This window comes from Knoellia pratensis, from assembly GCF_042666395.1.
GTDB lineage: Bacteria > Actinomycetota > Actinomycetes > Actinomycetales > Dermatophilaceae > Knoellia > Knoellia pratensis.
In genome coordinates, this window is record NZ_JBHTDJ010000003.1 from 510131 (window position 1) to 532668 (window position 22538).

Below are 22538 nucleotides of genomic sequence, written 5' to 3' on the forward strand. Positions count from 1 at the left end.
ATGGCCGGATCCACCACCCTGCGACGTCTCGGGCACCGCACCTATGGTGTGGCGTTCCTGCTCATCATCGCCCTGCTCCTGTCCTTGTCGATCGCGTCGTTCAAGAAGGTCTTCACCGACGTCGTCGAGGTGACGCTGCGCACCGATCGCATCGGCAGCCAGCTGCAGGAGGCTTCCGACGTCAAGATCCGCGGCCTCATCGTCGGCGAGGTCCGGTCCATCGAGGCGGGTGTCGACGGGGCGACCCTGCACCTCGCCCTCAAGCCCGAGATGGTCAGCCTCATCCCCGCCAAGGTGAGTGCGCGGCTGCTGCCCAAGACCTTGTTCGGTGAGCGCTACGTCGACCTCGTCACTCCCGAGGGCGACCAGGGCCGCGCCATCCGCGCCGGAGACGAGATCCCGCAGGACCGCACGACGGTGGCCATCGAGCTCGAGAAGGTCTTCGAAGACCTGCTGCCGCTCCTGCGATCGATCGACCCGGCCAAGCTCTCGGCCACTCTCAACGCCCTCGCGACTGCTCTCGACGGTCGTGGCACGAAGCTCGGCCAGAACCTCGTGCTGGTCGACGACTACTTCACCCAGCTCAACCCGCACCTGCCGACGATCCAGGCCGACATCTCCGGTCTGGCCGACTTCGCGAGCACGTATGCCGTTGCCGCACCTGAGCTGCTCCGTGCGGCGAAGGCGTTGCTCACGACCAACGCGACGATCGTGGAGAAGCAGAAGGAACTGGCCGGATTCCTCGCCGGGACAGCCGGATTCGCCAACACGACGGCTGGCTTCCTCGAGACGAACCAGAACCGCATCATCCAAGTTGGTCGCGTCCAGCGCCCCACCCTGCAGGTGCTCGCCAAGCACTCGCCGATCTATCCCTGCTTCACCCAGGGCCTGGTCGCCTGGCTTCCCCAGGTGCGCGACGTGGTCCGCGACGGGATCTTCCACATCACCCTCGAGTTCCCTCCTCAGTCCAAGGCCTACCACCCAGGTGAGGAACCGGCGTGGGGGGAGAAGCGGGCCCCCAGCTGCGAGGGCCTGCCGAAGCCCAAGGGCGGGCAGGGCAGCCCGTACCAGTCGCCCAAGGCGGCGGACGGCACAGATGGTGCGCCCACCGCGTCCAACCAGTCCGTGTTGCCACAGGCTTTCCTCGCTCCGACCGCGGCCCGGATCCCGAGCGTCGAGTCCGGCCTTGCCGGAACGGTCGAGGAGCAGAAGATCGTCGGTGCCCTGACCGGTGTCGCGGCCGACGAGGACGCCTCCCTGGCAACGCTCCTTGCCGGGCCGATGCTGCGCGGGACGGTGGTGAACCAGTGAAGACGACCTCGAGCCTCGTGAAGTTCGTCATCTTCGCGATTGTCACGATCCTGGCGACCGGGACGCTGGCCGCCACGATCGCCAACATCCAGCCGGGTGACCGCAATGCCTACACCGCGGTGTTCACCGACGTCACCGGGCTCGCCAAGGGCCACGAGGTGCGCATCGCCGGTGTCCGCGTCGGGTCGGTCAAGGACATCAAGGTCGCCGCCGACCGCACGCACGCCGACGTGACGTTCGACGTCCTCACGTCGAGCGTGCTCACGCAGGGAACCGTCGCGACGATCAAGTACCGCAACCTCGTCGGCGAGCGTTACATCGCGCTCACCCAGGGGCCGGGCAACGCGACGACACTCAAGAGTGGCGCGAAGATCCCGCTCGAACGCACTCACCCCGCACTCGACCTCACGGTGCTGTTCAACGGGTTCAAACCGCTGTTCGCGGCACTGTCGCCCAACGACGTCAACGAGCTGTCTGCGCAGATCATCTCGGTGCTCCAGGGCGAGGGCGGCAACATCAACACGCTCCTCGGGCAGACGGCGTCCCTCACGGGCACGCTGGCTGACCGCGACAAGGTCATCGGCCGGGTCATCACCAATCTCACCACCGTGCTCACCACGGTGGAGCAGCACGACACCGCCCTCGGCGAGCTGCTCATCCAGCTGCAGCGCTTCGTCTCGGGCCTGGCGGCCGACCGCAAGGCCATCGGCGAGTCGCTCACCAACATCAACTCGGTCGCGGACGAGACCGCGCAGCTGCTCGCAGCGGGACGGCCCGACATCAAGACCGACATCGCCCAGCTCGGCGCCCTCAGCAAGAACCTCAACAAGCCGGCCAACACCCAGCTCTACGAGAAGTTCATCACCGGCGCCCCGGAGAAGATCAACACGATCACCCGCACGGCGTCCTACGGGTCGTGGTTCAACTTCTACCTCTGTCGGTTCGACGTCAAGAACCTCGTCCTGCCCACCGGCCCCACGCCCGGTGGTCTCGGCTACAACGTTGCGGCGGCGAGGTGCCGATGAACACGCCCTTCCGTGAGAGGAACCCGTTGCCCATCGGCATCGCGGGCATCCTGGCCATCGGCCTCGTCCTCCTCGCCTCGTTCAATGCATCAAAGTTGCCCCTCATCGGCGGCGGAACGGCGTATGCCGCGTCGTTCAGTGAGGCGGGCGGCCTGCGCTCCGGCGACGAGGTCAGGATCGCGGGCGTGAAAGTCGGCAAGGTCACCGACATCAGGTTGGTCGGCAACAAGGTTGACGTCGACTTCCGCATCACGCAGGACGTGTCCTTCGGCGCCGAGTCCGGGGCCTCGATCCGGATGAGGACGCTGCTGGGCCAGAAGTACATCTCGCTCGAACCCCAGGGCCGCGGCCAGATGGCCGAGGGCACGACGATCCCGCTCTCGCGAACGGTGTCGAGCTACGACATCATCAATGCCTTCTCCGACCTGACAGAGACGACCGAGCGGATCGACACCCAGCAGCTCGCCACCTCTCTCGACACCATCGCCAGCGAGTTCACCGACACTCCGGCCAACGTCAGGCTGGCCCTCGACGGACTGACCCGTCTGTCGCAGACGATCGCCGGGCGGGACGCCGAGCTCAAGGCGCTGCTCAAGGCGGCCAACTCCGTCTCGGCGACCCTGGCGGACCAGAACAAGGTCATCGAGAAGATCATCACCGACGGTGACCTGCTGCTCGCCGAGCTCTACGAGCGCCGCGATGCGATCCACACCCTCTTCACCAACACCAGTGCCATGGCAGTGCAGATCACCGGGCTGGTCCGCGACAACCGGGCCCAGCTCGCCCCGACACTGGCCGAGCTCAACAAGGTGCTCGCGACGCTCCGCAAGCACGAAGGTGACCTGACCAGGACGATCGAGGCCATGGGCCCGTTCACGCGGGTCTTCGCCAGTGCGCTCGGCAACGGCCGCTGGTTCGACACCTACATCCAGAACCTCACGGTCCCGGTCGGGGCGGTGGGCCGATGAAGAGCTCAGTCATGAGCAAGGTCGTCGCGGCGCTCGTCGTCGTCGGCCTCGTCGCGGGCGCCTTCCTGTGGTGGCCCCGTGGTGAGAAGGTCACGGTGACGGGCGACTTCGCGCGAGCGGTCGGCCTCTATGCCGGCTCCGACGTCCGCGTGCTCGGTGTCAGGGTCGGCAAGGTGACTGCGGTCGAGCCGCGTGGTGAGACGGTGCGCGTGACCTTCGAGGTCGACCAGGACGTCAAGGTTCCGGCGAACGCCCAGGCAGCAGTCGTCGCGCCGTCGCTCGTGAGCGACCGCTACGTCCAGCTGCTCCCGGCATACACGTCCGGTCCGGTCCTGCAGGACGGTGCCGCCATCCCGCGTGAACGCACGGCGGTCCCGGTCGAGCTAGACCGGATCTCCCAGTCCCTCGACGACCTGATGGTCGCGTTGGGCCCGGAAGGGGCCAACAAGGAGGGTGCGCTGAGTCGCGTGCTCGACACGAGTGCGCGCAACCTCAAGGGCAACGGCCAGAACCTCAACGACATGAATCGCGGTCTGTCACAGGCGGTTCAGACGTTTGCGGAGGGGCGCGGTGACCTCTTCGCCACGGTGAAGAACCTCGAGACCTTCACCGGGATGCTCGCGACCAACGACGCGCAGGTGCGCCGTCTCAACACCGACCTGTCCAAGGTCTCCGACCAGCTCGACGGCGAGCGCGACGACCTCTCGGCCGCCCTCAAGAACCTCGCGGTGGCACTCAGCGAGATCTCGAGCTTCGTCAAGGACAACCGGGCGGTGCTCACCGAGGACGTGGACCAGCTCACCCAGCTGACCACGGCAGTCGCGTCCAAGCGTGATGCCCTGGCGAGCACGTTGGACAACGCGCCGGTGGCCCTGTCCAACCTCGGGCTCGCCTACAACTCGGCCTCCGGCTCGCTCGACACCCGCACCAACATCGTCGGCCTCGATGACCCAGCCCTCGTCCTGTGTTCCCTCCTCACCGGACCGACCGGCACGGGCAACGCCAACCCCAACCTGTGCACCCTGCTCCAGAGCCTCATCCCCAAGGGTGGGTTGATCCCCGGACTCCTCAACCTGCCCGGCCTCTCGGCCATCCCCACGGCACTGACCACACCTGGCGTGGCACCGCTCGTGGCCCCGGCGGCGGCTGCTGCGACGGCGAAGCCCGAGACCGTGGACGTGACGATCCGCGGGGCCGACCCGACACTCGGCGGCCTCCTTCCGAAGGAGAAGCCATGACGTATGCCGTGCGCGCCCTGCGCGCCGTAGCGCTCGCGGTCGTCGTGACCCTGACCCTGAGCTCGTGCAACGGTGCCTTCGACCTGCCGCTGCCCGGTGGGGCCAAGGGCGACGGGCCTTCGATGCGGGTCAAGGTCGACTTCGCCGACGTTCTTGACCTCGTCCCCAAGTCCGCGGTCAAGATCAACGAGGTGTCCGTGGGCCAGGTGGAGGACATCGAGCTCAACGGGTGGACGGCCCGGGTGACGTTGTCGGTCCCGACGTCGAGCAAGCTGCCGGACAACGCGACGGCCGAGCTCAAGCAGACCTCGTTGTTGGGGGAGAAGTACATCTCCCTCGCAGCTCCGGCCGACGGCAAGGGAGTGGGCACGCTGTCCGACGGCGACCTGATCCCCCTCGACCGCACGAACCGCAACCCCGAGGTCGAAGAGGTCCTGTCAGCGATGTCGCTCCTCCTCAACGGTGGGGGCATCGCCCAGCTCGCTGTCATCGAGAGGGAGCTCAACAACGCGCTGCGGGGCAACACCGACGAGATCAAGCACCTCATCGGGCAGCTCAACACGTTCATCGGTGGGCTCGAGGACCAGAAGGGCGAGATCGTGCGGGCCATCGACGCGGTCGACCAGCTCGCCGCCAGGCTCGCGGCCCAGAAGGAGCTCATCGGCAAGACGCTCGAGGAGCTCCCCAAGGGGCTCAAGGTTCTCGCTGACCAGCGCATCCAGCTCACCCAGATGCTCCAGGCGCTCAGTCGACTGGGGGCCGTCGGGACCAAGGTGATCCAGGGTTCCAAGGACGACATGCTCGCCAACCTCAAGCTTCTCGCCCCGATCCTGACCCAGCTCAACGCGGCGGGTGACGCCCTGCCCCAGTCCCTCGAGATCCTGTTGACCTATCCCTTCCCGGACAAGATGCTGGAGGCCATCAAGGGTGACTTCGTCAACCTGTCCATCACCGCCGACCTCGACCTGAGTGAGCTCAAGCTGCTCGGCAACGGGCTGCCCGGTTCCCCGATTCCGGGCGCGTCCCTGCCGCCGCTGCCCCTCCCCTCGGTTCCGGTCCCGACCGTGCCGGTGCCCACGGTGCCGGTGCCCACGGTGCCGGTGCCCAGGGTGCCGGTGCCGACGACGACGCCCAAGAACCCCTTGTGTCCGCCGCTCTGCCTCAGTGACGAGACCGGCCGCGACACCTCGTGGACCGCGCTCTACGGCGGGGGTGCGGCATGATCCGCAACTTCACCAAGGCGCAGCTCGTGGCGTTCCTCATCATCACGATCGTCGGTGTGTCGATCCTTTCGGCGAACTACATCGGTCTCACCCAGCGCCTCCTCGGAGGTGGTGCGTCGTTCTCGGCAAGCTTTGCGCAGTCCGGCGGGATCTTCGTGGGGTCCGAAGTCACCTACCGCGGCGTGAAGGTCGGTCGGGTGACCGGCCTGGAGCTCGAGAAGGACGGCGTTCTCGTCCAGGCCCAGCTGGACCGCGGGTCCGAGGTTCCCAAGGACACCCTCGCGATCGTCGAGAACCGTTCGGCGGTCGGTGAGCAGTACCTCGACCTGCAGCCACGATCCTTCGGGGGTCCCGTCCTCGCATCGGGAGACACGATCCCGCGCAAGGACACGGCATACCCGATCCGCGTCGACGAACTGCTGCTCGACGTCGACAAGACCGTCAAGTCGGTCGACCAGGACGACCTGCGCACGGTCATCGACGAGCTGGGTGCCGGCTTCGAAGGGTCGGGACCGGACCTGGCTCGCCTCATCGACAACGGCAACCTCCTCACGCAGGCAGCGATCGACGCGCTTCCCGAGACGGTGCGCCTGCTCCAGCAGAGCAAGACGGTCCTCGACACGCAGCGCGACACGGCCCCCCAGATCAAGAACTTCTCGACCGACTTCGCCAACCTGTCCGAGACCCTTCAGAAGTCCGACACCGACCTGCGGCTCATCCTCGACCGGGGTGTCGTCGCGTCCAAGGAGCTCGAGGGCCTCATCAAGGACAACCAGTCCAATCTCGCGACGCTCATCGCCAACCTCATCACCATCGGCCAGGTGACGACCTCACGCATCGATGGCATCGAGCAGATGTTCGTCACCTACCCGGCTGCGGTCGCCGGAGGATTCACGGTCGTACCCGGCGACGGCACGGCCCACTTCGGGTTGCAGACTGCGCATGATCCGGCGGCCTGCACCAAGGGCTACGAGGGCACGCAGAAGACCGACCCCAACCGCACCGGGAACCTCCCGCCCACCAACACGAAAGCCGGATGCACGCTCCCGCGCGGGTCGGCCTCGAACGTCCGTGGCGCCCAGAACGCACCTCGGCCACGCAGCGGGGTCGCGTCGTCGCACCCGCTGGCCATGGCAAACCAGATGATGCCGTTGGGCAATGCCGCTGCCGCCGAGGGTTCGCCGCAGGTGTTCGCACCCCAGGCGCCGACCGGGGGAGCGGCAGGGGCAGACTCGTGGTCGTGGATCATGCAGGAGGCCGCTCGATGAGCCGCCAGATGACGGCCAGGCTCCTCTGGGGCCTGGCGGCGCTCGCGCTCGTCGCCACGGTGGCTCTCGGGGCGACCCGAGGCCGCGACTGGTGGAACGCCCGAGCGACCGAGCAGGCCCAGTCCGACGCCCTGGCCGCCGGTCGCCAGTACGCCGTGAACTTCGCGACGATCGACTACCGCAAGGTCGACGAGGACACCAACCGGGTCAAGGCGGGTGCCACGGGGGAGTTCCTCGCGAGCTACACCAGCCAGCTCGAAGAGCTCAAGAAGGTCATCGTCGACAACAAGTCCGTGAGCAAGGTCGAACGCTCCGAGGCCGCGCTGGTCGCGGGCGATCGCGACTCCGCGACCGTCATCGTCGGGGTCATCGCGCCGACGAGCAACACCGTCGTCCCCCACGGCGAGAAGAAGACCTATCGCACCAAGCTGGGTCTGCGTCTCGTCGGTGAGCAGTGGAAGGTGGAGCGCCTTGAGTTCGTCGGCTAACCGTCGCCCTCGCGTCGCCGGACAGCGCCGTCGACCCCTTCGCGAGGACGGGTTGATCGACGCTGAACCGCAGATCCCTGAGGGTCACGACGACGCTGTGGGTCCTCACGTCCTTGATCCTGATGTCCTTGATGCTGACGACCGAGCTGAGCCGGTCGACGGCGCCGCGTCCGAGGACGTTCAGGCGCATGATGCCGACGCCGTCGCCGACGCCGGCGACGAGAAGGTCGCTTGGTCGCTCCTCTTCCCGGCTCTTGCGCTCGTCGTGTGCGTGGCCATGTTGGCGACCGTCCTCGTCGTGACGCGCAACGACCCGGGGGAGCGGCCCCGCGCGGCGAGCGCCGCCACGGCCACGGCGCGCAGCGCCCTCGAGCAGATCCTCAGCTACAACCACTCGACGATGACCCAGCAGCTGCCGGCGAGCCAGGCGTTGCTCACCGGCGCCTTCAAGCAGGAGTTCGGCGAGACGATGACCAAGACGATCGTCCCGCTGGCCCAGAAGGACAAGACCGTGGTCAAGGCCCGGGTCTACGAAGCCGGTGTCATGTCGCAGACAGCCGACACCGTCACTGTTCAGGCGTTCGTCAACCAGGCGCGCACGAGCGACACCCAGAAGGAACCGTCGATCGACCAGAACCGCGTCATCGCCACGATGACGAAGTCGGGCAACCGCTGGCTCGTCTCGTCCCTCAAGGCCTACTGAACAGGGCGTTCGTGGCCCGCCCGGCCGCGCCGTTAGGCTCGAAGCACTCAACCGGGAGGGAACCCATGAAGATCTCGATGCGCCGCTCCGGTGGCGCTGCACTCGCTCTGGCCGGTCTGCTCGCGCTCGGCGCGTGCAGCTCGTCCGAGGGCACCACCGACTCCAGCGCGAGCCAAGCGAAGGGTGACACGGTCGACGCCGGCGACCTCGCGGGGCGCATGGTCACCGCCATGGAGAAGGCTGGCAGCGGCACCATGACCATGGAGACCGGCGGCCAAAAGGCTTCTGGCGACTTCAGATACGTCGATGGCAAGCTGCAGCAGCACACCAAGGTCCCGGTCGAGGGATCCGAGATGGAGATCATCGCCGTGGGCGACTTCGTCTTCCTCAAGGGTCTGCCCGGCCAGGCCAAGCCGTGGGTCAAGATCGACCCAAAGGCCAAGGACCCGATCAGCCAGATGTTCAAGGGCATCGCCGAAGGCGGCATCAGCGACCCGACCAAGATGGCGCAGAACCTCAAGGGCACCAAGGCCACGCTCAAGTCCCAGGCCGGCGGCAACTCGACCTACGAGTTCACTGTCGACTCGGCCAAGGCGCTCGGCACGACCGCCACCCCGAGCCCGTCGGCCAGTGCACCGACGCAGTCACTCACCATGACCTACGTCCTCGGCAAGGACGACCGTCCGGTGACCATCTCGACCAAGGTTGCCGACCAGTCGATCAAGGTCACCTACAGCGACTGGGGCAAGAAGGTCGAGATCGCCGAGCCCCCCGCCGACCAGGTCGGCCCGATGAGCTTCCCCTCCAGCTGAGGCATCGTCTTCGTGCCCCCCACGGACAACTCGCTGGCGCTCGCCCTCGTCTTTGATTTCGACTTCGTGCCCCGCACGGACAACTCGCTGGCGCTCGCCGTCCGTGCGGGGCACGAAGTCGGTCACAGGGCGGTGTGATTTGGTGGCTGGGCCGGTCCGCCCGTACTGTGTCCCTTGACCAAAGACCGCCGGTTGTCTGGTGCACCCGCACCAGATCGAAGGTTCCGCGAGAGCGGGCAACCAGCGCAGGACGAGTTTCGAAGGCATGCATCGCTTGCGAGCGCATGAATCACGAGCCCCGGCCCTGTGCCGGGGCTCATTCTTTTTGTCGCGGGCCTTCAGCCAGAGGTCGTCCTCAACGGAAGGAGGCCCAATGTCTCGTGCAGACAAGACGGCGGCGATTGCCGAGCTCGCGGACAAGTTCCGTAGCTCCAGCGCCACTGTTCTGACGGAGTACCGCGGGCTCTCGGTGGCACAGATCACCGAGCTTCGTGGCGCCCTTCGTGGCAACGCGACCTACGCCGTGGTCAAGAACACGCTGACCGAGCTCGCCGCCAAGGAGGCCGGAGTCACGGCCTTCGACGGCCAGCTCGTGGGACCGTCCGCCATCGCCTTTGTCGACGGTGACCCGGTTGAGGCTGCCAAGAGCCTGCGTGACTTCGCCAAGGCACACCCCCTCCTCGTGATCAAGAGCGGCCTGCTTGACGGCAAGGCTCTCACTGCGCAGGAGATCACCAAGCTCGCGGACCTCGAGTCCCGCGAGGTGCTTCTCGCCAAGCTGGCCGGCGCGATGAACGCGTCGCTCACCCAGGCTGTCTACCTCTTCGCCGCGCCGCTGTCGCAGACCGCTCGGGTCGTCGACGCGCTGCGTGCCAAGGTCGAGTCCGAGGGTCCGGCTGATGCCGCTCCCGAGGCCGAGGCCGAGGTTGCCACTGAGGAGACCCCCGCCGACGCCGCACCTGCGGTCGAGGCCACCGAAAACGTCGCCACGGGTGGCGACGACGCCTGAGACCCCAGCACGTGCTGAGGTTCCAGGAAACACACCACCGCCACTCACGGCATACACGAAAAGTAGAAAGGTGCCATCATGGCCAAGCTCAGCACCGACGAGCTCCTTGAGGCTTTCAAGGAGATGACCCTCATCGAGCTCTCCGAGTTCGTCAAGCAGTTCGAGGAGACCTTCAACGTCACCGCCGCCGCGCCCGTCGCGGTTGCTGGTGTCGCAGCAGCCGGTGGCGGCGACGCCGCTGCCGCCGCTGAGGAGCAGGACGAGTTCGACGTCATCCTGACCGCTGCCGGCGACAAGAAGATCGCCGTCATCAAGGAGGTCCGTTCGCTGACCTCCCTCGGTCTCAAGGAGGCCAAGGACCTCGTCGATGGAGCCCCCAAGGCCGTCGTCGAGAAGGTCGACAAGGCCACGGCCGACAAGGCCAAGGAGCAGCTCGAGGCCGCAGGCGCGACCGTCGAGGTCAAGTGACCTGAGCCTCCACCAAGGCTGAGCACTTCTCGCGAACGGGCGGGTTCGATCCACTGGATCGGTCCCGCCCGTTCCGCATGTCCGGGCGTCTTCGCGCTCAAAATGCGGCGTATGCCGGGTGGGCGCTTGACGTGCGCGCCTGCGCCAGTCATCCTTTCCGGGTCAGACCACGTGCTTCTCGCCTGTGATGAATGACCGGACCTGCGACCCGCGCTCCCCGCGGATTGGACAGGGTTGGACTGTTGCGCCCTTTTAGGTCTAGACTGTTGCTTTGCCCTGCCCATGACCTCCGCCCGCTCTCGTCGAGCGTCCTCCGCCGTGCCCCCGCCGCATCCCGGCTCTTGCACGTGTTCGGCTCACCGACGAAGAGGGGATCGGGTGCTGTGGGCCGTGCGACCACCGTAAAAACACATGGCCAGTGGAAGGACCATCCTTGGCTGCCTCGCGCACCGCGTCCAAGACCGTGACCACCGCATTGACGGCTTCGGGCCGACTTTCGTTCGGCAAGATCCGTGAGCCCATGGAGGTCCCCGACCTCCTCGCCCTGCAGACCGAGAGCTTTGACTGGCTCCTGGGCAACGAGCGCTGGCAGGAGCGTGTCGCTCAGGCACGCGCCGCCGGCCGTGACGACGTCCCGGAGCGTTCGGGTCTCGAGGACATCTTCGAAGAGATCTCCCCGATCGAGGACTTCAGCGGCTCCATGTCGCTCTCGTTCCGCGACCACCGCTTCGAAGAGGTCAAGTACTCCATCGAGGACTGCAAGGAGCGCGACCAGACCTACTCCGCGCCCCTGTTCGTCACCGCGGAGTTCATGAACAACACCACGGGTGAGATCAAGAGCCAGACCGTGTTCATGGGCGACTTCCCGCTCATGACCGAGCGCGGCACGTTCATCATCAACGGCACCGAGCGTGTCGTCGTCTCGCAGCTCGTCCGAAGCCCGGGCGTCTACTTCGAGCGCACCCCCGACAAGACGTCCGACAAGGACATCTACACCGCCAAGATCATCCCGAGCCGTGGCGCGTGGATCGAGTTCGAGATCGACAAGCGCGACATGGTGGGCGTTCGCGTCGACCGCAAGCGCAAGCAGTCGGTCACCGTCCTCCTCAAGGCGCTCGGTCTGACCGAGGCGCAGATCCGCGAGGAGTTCGCCGGTTACGAGTCCATCGAGCTCACCCTCGACAAGGACAACACCGAGGGCCAGGACGACGCCCTGCTCGACATCTACCGCAAGCTTCGTCCGGGCGAACCGCCCACCCGCGAGGCCGCGCAGAACCTGCTCGACAACCTCTACTTCAACGGCAAGCGCTACGACCTTGCCAAGGTTGGTCGCTACAAGATCAACAAGAAGCTGGGTATCGAGGGCGAGCTCACCGACTCGACGCTGAACGTCAACGACATCGTCGCGACGATCAAGTACATCGTGGCTCTGCACAACGGTGACGAGACCCTCCCGGGCCGTCGCAAGGGTGAAGACGTCGCGATTCGCGTCGAGACCGACGACATCGACCACTTCGGCAACCGTCGCCTGCGCAACGTCGGCGAGCTCATCCAGAACCAGGTCCGCACGGGCCTGTCCCGGATGGAGCGCGTCGTCCGCGAGCGGATGACGACCCAGGACGTCGAGGCGATCACGCCGCAGACCCTGATCAACATCCGCCCCGTGGTGGCCTCGATCAAGGAGTTCTTCGGAACCTCGCAGCTGTCGCAGTTCATGGACCAGAACAACCCGCTCTCCGGACTGACGCACAAGCGTCGCCTGTCCGCGTTGGGCCCGGGTGGTCTCTCCCGTGACCGCGCCGGCATGGACGTGCGTGACGTCCACCCGTCGCACTACGGCCGCATGTGCCCGATCGAGACCCCTGAGGGTCCCAACATCGGTCTGATCGGCTCGCTCGCGTCCTACGGCCGCATCAACGCGTTCGGCTTCATCGAGACCCCGTACCGCAAGGTCACCAAGGGTCGGGTCACCGACGAGATCCACTACCTGTCGGCTGACGAAGAGGACGAGCACGTCATCGCCCAGGCGAACGCGGCGCTCGACGCTGCTGGTGAGCGTTTCACCAGCGAGCGCGTGCTCGTGCGCGTCAAGGGTGGCGAGGTCGAGTACATCCCGGCCGACGACGTCGACTACATCGACGTCTCGGCTCGCCAGATGGTCTCGGCCGCAACCGCGCTCATCCCGTTCCTCGAGCACGACGACGCCAACCGTGCGCTCATGGGTTCCAACATGCAGCGTCAGGCGGTGCCGCTGGTCAAGGCCGAGGCCCCGCTCGTCGGCACCGGCATGGAGCTGCGCGCCGCTGTCGACTCCGGTGACGTCGTCATCGCCGAAAAGGCGGGCGTGGTCACTGAGGTTTCGGCTGACCTCGTCACCGTTGCTGCTGATGACGGCACGTCCCGTACGTACCGGATCGACAAGTTCACCCGGTCCAACCAGGGCAACAGCTACAACCAGCGCGTCATCGTCTCCGAGGGTGACCGCGTCGAAAAGAGTGGCCTCATCGCCGACGGTCCTGCGACCGACGGTGGCGAGATGGCCCTGGGTCGCAACCTCCTCGTGGCATTCATGCCGTGGGAAGGCCACAACTACGAAGACGCGATCATCCTCAGCCAGCGTCTGGTGCAGGACGACGTCCTCTCCTCGATTCACATCGAGGAGCACGAGGTCGACGCCCGCGACACCAAGCTCGGCCCCGAGGAGATCACCCGGGACATCCCCAACGTCTCCGAAGAGGTCCTCGCAGACCTCGACGAGCGCGGGATCATCCGCATCGGTGCAGAGGTCCGCGATGGCGACCTCCTCGTCGGCAAGGTCACGCCCAAGGGCGAGACCGAGCTGACCCCGGAGGAGCGTCTGCTCCGTGCGATCTTCGGTGAGAAGGCGCGCGAGGTTCGCGACACGTCCCTCAAGGTGCCTCACGGCGAGACCGGCACGGTCATCGGCGTCAAGGTGTTCGACAAGGACGAGGGCGACGAGCTTCCCCCGGGCGTGAACCAGCTGGTGCGCGTCCACGTTGCCAACAAGCGCAAGATCACGGACGGCGACAAGCTCGCCGGTCGTCACGGCAACAAGGGCGTCATCTCCAAGATCCTCCCCGTCGAGGACATGCCGTTCCTCGAGGACGGCACGCCGGTCGACGTCGTGCTCAACCCGCTCGGTGTCCCCGGTCGAATGAACATCGGCCAGATCCTCGAGCTGCACCTGGGTTGGGCCGCGAGCCGCGGCTGGGAGATCGTGGGCAACCCCGACTGGGCCAACCTCATCCCCGACGACGCCCGTTCCGCGCAGCCCGGCACCCGTGTCGCGTCGCCCGTGTTCGATGGTGTGCGCGAGGACGAGATCGTGGGCCTGCTCGACAGCACCCGCGAGACCCGTGACGGTGTCCGTCTCATCGACGGTTCCGGCAAGACGCCGCTCTTCGACGGTCGCTCCGGCGAGCCGTACCCGGAGCCGGTGTCGGTGGGCTACATGTACATCCTCAAGCTGCACCACCTCGTGGATGACAAGATCCACGCGCGCAGCACGGGCCCGTACTCGATGATCACCCAGCAGCCGCTCGGCGGTAAGGCCCAGTTCGGTGGCCAGCGCTTCGGTGAGATGGAGGTCTGGGCACTTGAGGCCTACGGCGCGGCCTACGCGCTGCAGGAGCTGCTCACCATCAAGTCGGACGACGTCAACGGTCGCGTGAAGGTCTACGAGGCCATCGTCAAGGGCGACAACATCCCCGAGCCCGGCATTCCCGAGTCCTTCAAGGTGCTCATCAAGGAAATGCAGAGCCTGTGTCTCAACGTCGAGGTCCTGTCCAGTGATGGCCAGGCGATCGAGATGCACGACGCCGAGGAAGACGTCTTCCGTGCGGCAGAGGAGCTCGGGATCGACCTGTCGCGTCGCGAGCCCAGTTCGGTCGAAGAGGTCTGATCGGTATGCCGTGCGCGCACCTGACGCACGAAGCGCTCGGTGAGCGCACGGCATACCCAGCCTGTTTCTGACCCACTTTCAGACTTACAAGAGACACGAGAGAAGGAACCACGTGCTCGACGTCAATTTCTTCGACGAACTGCGCATTGGCCTCGCCACCGCCGACTCCATCCGTGAGTGGAGCCATGGTGAGGTGAAGAAGCCCGAAACCATCAACTACCGCACCCTCAAGCCCGAGAAGGACGGACTCTTCTGCGAGAAGATCTTCGGTCCGACCCGGGACTGGGAGTGCGCCTGTGGCAAGTACAAGCGCGTCCGCTTCAAGGGCATCATCTGTGAGCGCTGCGGCGTCGAGGTGACCCGTGCGGCCGTGCGTCGTGAGCGGATGGGCCACATCGAGCTCGCCGCCCCCGTCACCCACATCTGGTACTTCAAGGGCGTCCCGTCACGCCTGGGCTACCTGCTCGACCTCGCGCCGAAGGACCTCGAGAAGGTCATCTACTTCGCCGCGTACATGATCACGAGCGTCGATGTGGACCAGCGCCACACCGACCTGCCCTCGCTCGAGGCGCAGATCGAGGTCGAGAAGAAGGAGCTCGAGAACCGTCGCGACGCCGACGTCGACACCCGCGCCAAGAAGCTCGAGGGCGACATTGCCGCACTCGAGGCCGAGGGCGCCAAGTCCGACGCCAAGCGCAAGGTCCGCGACTCCGCCGAGCGCGAGATGAACCAGATCCGCAAGCGTGCGGACGCTCAGGTCGAGCGTCTCGCGCAGGTGTGGGACCGGTTCAAGAACCTCAAGGTCCAGGACCTCGAGGGCGACGAGATCCTCTACCGCGAGATGCGTGACCGCTTCGGTCTGTACTTCGAGGGTGGCATGGGTGCCGCGGCGATCCAGAAGCGTCTGGAGTCCTTCGACCTCGAGGCCGAGGCCGAGCTCCTGCGCGAGATCATCGCCACGGGCAAGGGTCAGAAGAAGACCCGTTCGCTCAAGCGCCTCAAGGTCGTCTCGGCCTTCATGACGACGACGAACAAGCCGGCCGGCATGGTTCTTGACGCCGTCCCGGTCATCCCGCCGGACCTGCGCCCGATGGTGCAGCTCGACGGTGGCCGCTTCGCGACGTCGGACCTCAACGACCTCTACCGTCGCGTCATCAACCGCAACAACCGCCTCAAGCGACTGCTTGACCTCGGCGCACCCGAGATCATCGTCAACAACGAGAAGCGGATGCTGCAGGAGGCCGTCGACAGCCTCTTCGACAACGGTCGTCGTGGTCGCCCGGTCACGGGTCCCGGCAACCGTCCGCTCAAGTCGCTGTCCGACATGCTCAAGGGCAAGCAGGGGCGCTTCCGTCAGAACCTCCTCGGCAAGCGCGTCGACTACTCCGGCCGTTCGGTCATCGTCGTCGGCCCGCAGCTCAAGCTGCACCAGTGTGGTCTGCCCAAGCAGATGGCTCTCGAGCTGTTCAAGCCGTTCGTGATGAAGCGTCTGGTGGACCTCGACCACGCGCAGAACATCAAGTCGGCCAAGCGCATGGTCGAGCGTCACCGTTCCGTCGTGTGGGATGTCCTCGAAGAGGTCATCACCGAGCACCCGGTTCTGCTCAACCGTGCACCCACGCTGCACCGCCTCGGCATCCAGGCCTTCGAGCCTCAGCTCGTCGAGGGCAAGGCCATCCAGATCCACCCGCTCGTCTGCACCGCCTTCAACGCGGACTTCGACGGTGACCAGATGGCCGTGCACGTGCCGCTCTCCGCAGAGGCGCAGGCCGAGGCCCGCATCCTCATGCTCTCGAGCAACAACATCCTCAAGCCGGCTGACGGTCGCCCCGTCACCATGCCGACCCAGGACATGATCATCGGCCTGTTCCACCTGACCTCGCCCATTGAGGGCAGCCAGGGTGAGGGCCGGGTCTTCTCGACCGTCTACGAGGCCCGCATGGCCTTCGACGCCGGCGAGATCCTGCTGGGCACGCCGGTCAAGATCCGCCTCCACCACGTCGTTCCGACGCCGGGTGCGGTCCTGCCCGAGGGCCTCGAGGTCGACGACGAGGGTTACCTCGCCGAGTGGCTTGCGGACACGACCCTGGGTCGCGCGCTCTTCAACGAGACGCTTCCCCTGGACTACCCGTTCATCAACCACCAGGTTGACAAGAAGGCTCTCTCGACGATCGTCAACGACCTCGCCGAGCGCTACACCAAGGTGCAGGTCGCGGCCTCGCTCGACGCACTCAAGGAGTACGGCTTCCACTGGGCCACGCGGTCCGGCATCACGGTCGCCATCTCCGACGTCGTCACGCCTCCGCGCAAGCTCGAGATCCTCGAGGGCTACGAGGTCAAGGCCACCAAGGTCCAGGTTCAGTACGAGCGTGGTCTCATCACGGACGACGAGCGTCGTCAGGAGCTCATCGAGATCTGGACCCAGGCCACCAACGAGGTCGCCAAGGAGATGGAGGCCAACATTCCGGCCACCAACACCATCTTCCGCATGGTGAGCTCGGGTGCTCGCGGTAACTGGATGCAGCTGCGCCAGATCGCCGGCATGCGTGGACTCGTGTCCAACCCGAAGGGCGAGATCATCCCCCGCCCGATCCGCGCGAACTTCCGCGAGGGTCTGTCGGTGCTCGAGTTCTTCATCTCCACGCACGGTTCGCGCAAGGGTCTTGCTGACACCGCGCTGCGTACGGCTGACTCGGGTTACCTCACGCGTCGTCTCGTCGACGTGTCGCAGGACGTCATCATCCGTGAGGACGACTGTGGCACCGACCGTGGTCTGGCCATGCCGATCGCGGCGACCGACGAGCGTTCGGGCAACCGGACCGTCCACGACGACGTCGAGACCTCGGTCTACGCCCGCACGCTGGCAGAGGACGTCGTCAAGGACGGCGAGACTCTCGCCGAGGCCGGCATCGACCTCGGTGACCTCGTCATCGGCGCGCTCTTCGCGGCCGGTGTCGACAGCGTCAAGGTCCGCTCGGTCCTGACCTGCGACAGCAAGGTCGGAACGTGTGCGCTCTGCTACGGCCGTTCGCTCGCGACCGGCAAGCTCGTCGACATCGGTGAGGCCGTCGGCATCATCGCGGCCCAGTCGATCGGTGAGCCCGGTACCCAGCTCACGATGCGTACCTTCCACACCGGTGGTGTGGCTGGCGACGACATCACGCAGGGTCTGCCGCGTGTGGTCGAGCTCTTCGAGGCCCGCACCCCCAAGGGTGTCTCGCCGATCGCCGAGGCCAGTGGCCGCGTCACGATCGACGAGACCGACAAGGCTCGTCGCATCCTGCTCACGCCGGACGACGGCTCGGAAGAGCACGCCTACCCGGTCAGCAAGCGCGCCCGCCTGCTCATCACCGACGGTCAGAGCGTCGAGGTCGGAACCCAGTTCACCGTGGGTTCCATCGACCCGAAGCAGGTGCTGCGCATCCTCGGTCCGCGCAAGGTGCAGATGCACCTTGTCGACGAGGTCCAGCACGTCTACCGCCAGCAGGGTGTGTCGATCCACGACAAGCACATCGAGGTCATCGTCCGGCAGATGCTCCGCCGGATCACGATCATCGAGGCCGGCGACGCGGACCTGCTTCCGGGCATGCTCGCCGAGCGTGGTCGCTTCGAGGACGAGAACCGTCGCGTCGTCGCTGAGGGTGGCACTCCTGCCTCGGGTCGTCCCGAGCTCATGGGTATCACCAAGGCCTCGCTGGCAACGGAGTCCTGGCTGTCGGCGGCCTCCTTCCAGGAGACCACCCGCGTCCTCACCGAGGCAGCCATGGAGGGCAAGTCCGACACCCTCCTCGGCCTCAAGGAGAACGTCATCCTCGGAAAGCTCATCCCTGCCGGGACGGGCCTGCTCCGCTACCGCAACATCAACGTGGAGCCGACCGAAGAGGCCAAGGCCGCGATGTACTCGATGCCGAACTACGACGAGTTCGCCTACCCGGGCTTCGGTGCGGGTTCGGGCGAGGCCGTCCGGCTCGACGACAGCGAGCTCGGTCTCGACCGGCTCTGATCGGTTGAACTGAACAAACGCAAGGGCGGGTATGCCGTGTGAGTCACTCACACGGCATACCCGCCCTTCGTCGTCCCCAACGAGGTGAGAGGGTGAGCCCATGCGTGACGACATGATCATCCGGCGCGAGGGCGTCGACGACCACGCGGGCATCGCCGCGCTCCACGACGATGCCTTCTCGCGAGTCGAGGGAGCCGCTCGATCCGTCGAGTCGGCTCTGATCGACGAACTGCGTGGGGACGGCGACGTCATCGACGAGCTGACGTTCGTGGCCGAGCTCGACGGTGCTGTCGTGGGCCACGTGATGTGCTCGGCGGCGACGATGGGGGAGAGGCCCTGCGTGGGCCTCGGGCCGATCGCCGTGGCGCCCGCACTGCAGCAGCAGGGGATCGGCGCCGCCCTCATGGCCTCGGTCATCGCCTCGGCCGAGCAGCGTGGGGACGCCGCGATCGTGCTGCTGGGCGACCCGGAGTACTACGGGCATTTCGGCTTTGTCACGGCCTCCGGGCTCGGCGTCGGCTCGCCCGGCCCCTGGGAGGAGAAGTACTTCCAGATCAAGACGCTTCGTGCGTGGAGGCCCGAGCAGGCGGGGCCTTTCCGATATGCGCCGGCCTTTGAAAGACTTGAAGCCTGACCCTGCCCGACTCGAAGCCTGACCCCGCTCTGATTGCGAAGTGCAGCCGAGGGGGTGCGGGCTGGCGCGATTTGGTGCCCCACCGGCATACCGGTATCGTTGATCACCGTGTCTGGCTAGGCCCAGACGTTGGTCATGTGCAGGGCGCCGAGCGCCCACGGAACGTGACCGCCCACCTCTCGCCGGGCAACCCACACCACGACCGTGTCGCTTCACCGCGCTGCGGGCTGGAATGGGGAGTGCAGGGGAGAGCACCTGGTGCGACACACCCGAACGCGGGGGTCGAGCACCGGACAACACAAGGAGTTGCGGCATCCGCCGTGACATCGACCAGACAGACAAAGGATCCAGGTTGCCTACCATCAACCAGCTGGTGCGCAAGGGCCGGCAGGACAAGGTCACGAAGACGACCACTCCTGCCCTCAAGGGCTCTCCGCAGCGCCGCGGCGTGTGCACGCGTGTGTACACCACCACCCCCAAGAAGCCGAACTCCGCGCTCCGCAAGGTCGCGCGCGTCAAGCTGACCTCCGGCATCGAGGTCACCGCCTACATCCCCGGTGAGGGTCACAACCTCCAGGAGCACTCCATCGTGCTCGTTCGTGGTGGCCGTGTGAAGGACCTCCCCGGTGTTCGCTACAAGATCATCCGCGGCTCGCTCGACACCCAGGGTGTCAAGGGTCGCAAGCAGGCTCGCAGCCGTTACGGCGCCAAGAAGGAGAAGAAGTAATGCCCCGTAAAGGCCCCGCTCCGAAGCGCCCGCTCCTCATCGACCCGGTCTACCAGAGCCCGTTGGTGACCCAGCTGGTCAACAAGATCCTCCTCGATGGCAAGAAGTCCATCGCCGAGACGATCGTCTACGGCGCCCTCGAGGGTGCCCGCGAGAAGACCGGCACCGACCCCGTGCTGCTGCTCAAGCGCGCGCTCGACAACATCAAGCCGACCCTCGAGGTCAAGTCCCGCCGCGTCGGCGGTGCGACCTACCAGGTCCCGATCGAGGTCAAGCCCAACCGCGCCGTGACCCTGTCGCTGCGCTGGCTCGTCGGCTACTCGCGTCAGCGTCGTGAGAAGACGATGACCGAGCGCCTCATGAACGAGATCCTCGACGCCTCCAACGGCCTCGGCGCTGCAGTCAAGCGTCGCGAGGACACGCACAAGATGGCCGAGTCCAACCGGGCCTTCGCGCACTACCGCTGGTGATTTTCCCGGTATGCCGGGTGCGCGCCTTGCGCTCCCGGCATACCGGAGCCCGCAGTTCCGTTGGAACTGCACCCGCACGACACAGCAGCACCGCACAAAACACAGCACGCAGAACTTCCGCAACGAGCGAGATGAGAAAACCGAGTGGCACTCGACGTCCTGACGGACCTGACCAAGGTCCGCAACATCGGCATCATGGCCCACATCGACGCCGGCAAGACCACGGTGACGGAGCGCATCCTCTTCTACACCGGTGTCAACCACAAGATCGGTGAGACGCACGATGGCGCGTCCACGACCGACTGGATGGAGCAGGAGAAGGAGCGCGGCATCACGATCACGTCTGCCGCCGTGACCTCCTTCTGGGGCGCCAACCAGGTCAACATCATCGACACCCCCGGTCACGTCGACTTCACGGTCGAGGTCGAGCGCTCGCTGCGCGTCCTCGACGGCGCCGTTGCAGTCTTCGACGGCAAGGAGGGCGTTGAGCCCCAGTCCGAGACCGTGTGGCGTCAGGCCGACAAGTACAACGTCCCCCGCATCTGCTTCGTCAACAAGATGGACAAGCTCGGCGCGGACTTCTACTTCACCGTCGACACCATCAAGGACCGCCTCGGCGCGGAGCCGCTCGTGATCCAGCTGCCCATCGGCGCGGAGAACGACTTCCTCGGGGTCATCGACCTCGTCGAGATGCGCGCTCTCGTGTGGCCCGGTGACTCCAAGGGTGACGTGACGATGGGTGCCAAGTACGAGGTCCAGGAGATCCCCGCAGACCTCCAGGCCAAGGCTGACGAGTACCGCCACCACCTCATCGAGCGGGTCGCCGAGTCCGACGACACCCTCATGGAGAAGTACCTCGGTGGCGAGGACCTCACCGTTGCCGAGATCAAGGCCGGCATCCGCACGCTCACCGTGCGTTCCGAGCTCTACCCGGTCCTGTGTGGTTCGGCGTTCAAGAACCGTGGCGTCCAGCCGATGCTCGACGCGGTCGTGGACTACCTCCCCTCGCCGATCGACGTCCCCCCGATGGTCGGCCACAAGCCGAACCACGAGGAGGTCGAGCTGACGCGCAAGCCGGACACGACGGAGCCGTTCTCGGCGCTGGCGTTCAAGGTGGCGACGCACCCGTTCTTCGGGACGCTGACCTTCATCCGCGTCTACTCCGGCCACATCTCCGCCGGCACCGCGGTCGTCAACACGACCAAGGGCAAGAAGGAGCGCATCGGGAAGCTCTTCCAGATGCACGCCAACAAGGAGAACCCGGTCGACGAGGCCCTCGCCGGCCACATCTACGCCGCGATCGGTCTGAAGGACACCACGACGGGTGACACCCTGAGTGACCCCGACCAGCAGATCGTGCTCGAGTCGATGACGTTCCCGGACCCGGTCATCCAGGTCGCGATCGAGCCCAAGACCAAGAGTGACCAGGAGAAGCTCTCCACGGCCATTCAGAAGCTCTCGGCCGAGGACCCGACCTTCCAGGTCCACCTCGACGAGGACACGGGCCAGACGATCATCGCCGGCATGGGCGAGCTCCACCTCGACATCCTCGTCGACCGCATGAAGCGCGAGTTCAACGTCGAGGCCAACGTCGGCAAGCCGCAGGTCGCCTACCGCGAGACCATCAAGGGCACGGTCGAGAAGCACGACTACACCCACAAGAAGCAGACCGGTGGCTCGGGCCAGTTCGCCAAGATCCAGATCCGTCTGGAGCCCTTGGACACGACCGAGTCCGGCGAGCTCTACGAGTTCGAGAACAAGGTCACCGGTGGCCGCATCCCGCGCGAGTACATCCCGTCGGTCGACGCCGGTATCCAGGACGCCATGCAGTACGGCGTGCTCGCCGGCTACCCGCTCGTCGGCATCAAGGCCTCGCTGCTCGATGGTGCTTACCACGACGTCGACTCCTCGGAGATGGCGTTCAAGATCGCTGGGTCGATGGCGCTCAAGGAGGCCGTCCGCAAGGCCGACCCCGTGATCCTCGAGCCGATGATGGCCGTCGAGGTGCGTACGCCCGAGGAGTACATGGGCGACGTCATCGGCGACATCAACTCGCGCCGTGGCCACATCCAGGCCATGGAAGACATCAGCGGTGCCAAGGTCGTGAAGGGCATTGTTCCGCTGTCCGAGATGTTCGGTTATGTCGGAGACCTTCGGTCGAAGACGCAGGGCCGGGCGAACTACTCGATGGAGTTCGACTCCTACGCAGAGGTCCCCAAGTCCGTTGCCGAAGAGATCATCGCCAAGACCCGGGGCGAGTGACCGCTAG

Annotated in this window: 18 protein-coding genes; all 18 read left to right on the plus strand. The window is 66.1% G+C overall.

What is annotated here, in order from left to right:
- Nucleotides 1–1311: an MCE family protein gene (locus tag ACFQRE_RS12290; RefSeq protein ID WP_380122675.1), complete on the plus strand. Its 1311-nt coding sequence runs from the start codon at nucleotides 1–3 to the stop codon at nucleotides 1309–1311.
- The gene (locus tag ACFQRE_RS12295) at nucleotides 1308–2336 is read left to right on the plus strand and encodes an MlaD family protein (RefSeq protein ID WP_380122677.1); all 1029 of its coding nucleotides are present in this window, start codon (nucleotides 1308–1310) and stop codon (nucleotides 2334–2336) included. The genes ACFQRE_RS12290 and ACFQRE_RS12295 overlap by 4 nt, the downstream gene beginning before the upstream one ends.
- Complete coding sequence (locus ACFQRE_RS12300; RefSeq protein ID WP_380122679.1) at nucleotides 2333–3304, plus strand: MCE family protein; 972 nt, start codon at nucleotides 2333–2335, stop codon at nucleotides 3302–3304. The genes ACFQRE_RS12295 and ACFQRE_RS12300 overlap by 4 nt, the downstream gene beginning before the upstream one ends.
- A gap of 11 nt (nucleotides 3305–3315) precedes the next feature.
- On the plus strand, nucleotides 3316–4542 hold the full coding sequence (locus tag ACFQRE_RS12305) for an MCE family protein (protein WP_380122681.1): 1227 nt from the start codon (nucleotides 3316–3318) through the stop codon (nucleotides 4540–4542).
- Entirely contained in the window at nucleotides 4539–5765 is a 1227-nt protein-coding gene (locus tag ACFQRE_RS12310) for an MCE family protein (protein WP_380122683.1), read from the plus strand. The genes ACFQRE_RS12305 and ACFQRE_RS12310 overlap by 4 nt, the downstream gene beginning before the upstream one ends.
- The gene (locus ACFQRE_RS12315; RefSeq protein ID WP_380122685.1) at nucleotides 5762–7033 is read left to right on the plus strand and encodes an MCE family protein; all 1272 of its coding nucleotides are present in this window, start codon (nucleotides 5762–5764) and stop codon (nucleotides 7031–7033) included. Before ACFQRE_RS12310 ends, ACFQRE_RS12315 begins: the two co-directional genes overlap by 4 nt.
- Complete coding sequence (locus tag ACFQRE_RS12320; protein ID WP_380122687.1) at nucleotides 7030–7521, plus strand: hypothetical protein; 492 nt, start codon at nucleotides 7030–7032, stop codon at nucleotides 7519–7521. The genes ACFQRE_RS12315 and ACFQRE_RS12320 overlap by 4 nt, the downstream gene beginning before the upstream one ends.
- A complete protein-coding gene (locus ACFQRE_RS12325) occupies nucleotides 7505–8224 on the plus strand; it encodes a hypothetical protein (protein ID WP_380122689.1) in 720 nt (239 codons plus the stop codon). The genes ACFQRE_RS12320 and ACFQRE_RS12325 overlap by 17 nt, the downstream gene beginning before the upstream one ends.
- Nucleotides 8225–8289: 65 nt before the next feature.
- Nucleotides 8290–9036: a hypothetical protein gene (locus ACFQRE_RS12330; protein ID WP_380122691.1), complete on the plus strand. Its 747-nt coding sequence runs from the start codon at nucleotides 8290–8292 to the stop codon at nucleotides 9034–9036.
- 12 nt (nucleotides 9037–9048) lie between these two features.
- Nucleotides 9049–9174 carry a hypothetical protein gene (locus tag ACFQRE_RS12335; protein WP_380122693.1) on the plus strand — a complete coding sequence of 42 codons (126 nt, stop codon included), beginning with the start codon at nucleotides 9049–9051 and terminating at the stop codon, nucleotides 9172–9174.
- 235 nt (nucleotides 9175–9409) lie between these two features.
- Nucleotides 9410–10045: a 50S ribosomal protein L10 gene (gene rplJ / locus ACFQRE_RS12340; RefSeq protein ID WP_380122695.1), complete on the plus strand. Its 636-nt coding sequence runs from the start codon at nucleotides 9410–9412 to the stop codon at nucleotides 10043–10045.
- 78 nt (nucleotides 10046–10123) lie between these two features.
- Nucleotides 10124–10513 carry a 50S ribosomal protein L7/L12 gene (rplL, locus tag ACFQRE_RS12345; RefSeq protein ID WP_380122696.1) on the plus strand — a complete coding sequence of 130 codons (390 nt, stop codon included), beginning with the start codon at nucleotides 10124–10126 and terminating at the stop codon, nucleotides 10511–10513.
- A 433-nt stretch (nucleotides 10514–10946) separates the two neighbouring features.
- On the plus strand, nucleotides 10947–14435 hold the full coding sequence (gene rpoB / locus ACFQRE_RS12350) for a DNA-directed RNA polymerase subunit beta (protein WP_380122698.1): 3489 nt from the start codon (nucleotides 10947–10949) through the stop codon (nucleotides 14433–14435).
- 112 nt (nucleotides 14436–14547) lie between these two features.
- Entirely contained in the window at nucleotides 14548–18438 is a 3891-nt protein-coding gene (locus ACFQRE_RS12355; RefSeq protein WP_380122700.1) for a DNA-directed RNA polymerase subunit beta', read from the plus strand.
- A 100-nt stretch (nucleotides 18439–18538) separates the two neighbouring features.
- Complete coding sequence (locus tag ACFQRE_RS12360) at nucleotides 18539–19072, plus strand: GNAT family N-acetyltransferase (protein ID WP_380122702.1); 534 nt, start codon at nucleotides 18539–18541, stop codon at nucleotides 19070–19072.
- Nucleotides 19073–19424: 352 nt separating this feature from the next.
- A complete protein-coding gene (rpsL, locus tag ACFQRE_RS12365) occupies nucleotides 19425–19799 on the plus strand; it encodes a 30S ribosomal protein S12 (RefSeq protein WP_009775972.1) in 375 nt (124 codons plus the stop codon).
- Complete coding sequence (rpsG, locus tag ACFQRE_RS12370) at nucleotides 19799–20269, plus strand: 30S ribosomal protein S7 (RefSeq protein ID WP_009775971.1); 471 nt, start codon at nucleotides 19799–19801, stop codon at nucleotides 20267–20269. Before rpsL ends, rpsG begins: the two co-directional genes overlap by 1 nt.
- Before the next feature lie 144 nt (nucleotides 20270–20413).
- Nucleotides 20414–22531: an elongation factor G gene (fusA, locus tag ACFQRE_RS12375; RefSeq protein WP_009775970.1), complete on the plus strand. Its 2118-nt coding sequence runs from the start codon at nucleotides 20414–20416 to the stop codon at nucleotides 22529–22531.
- Nucleotides 22532–22538: the final 7 nt, after the last annotated feature.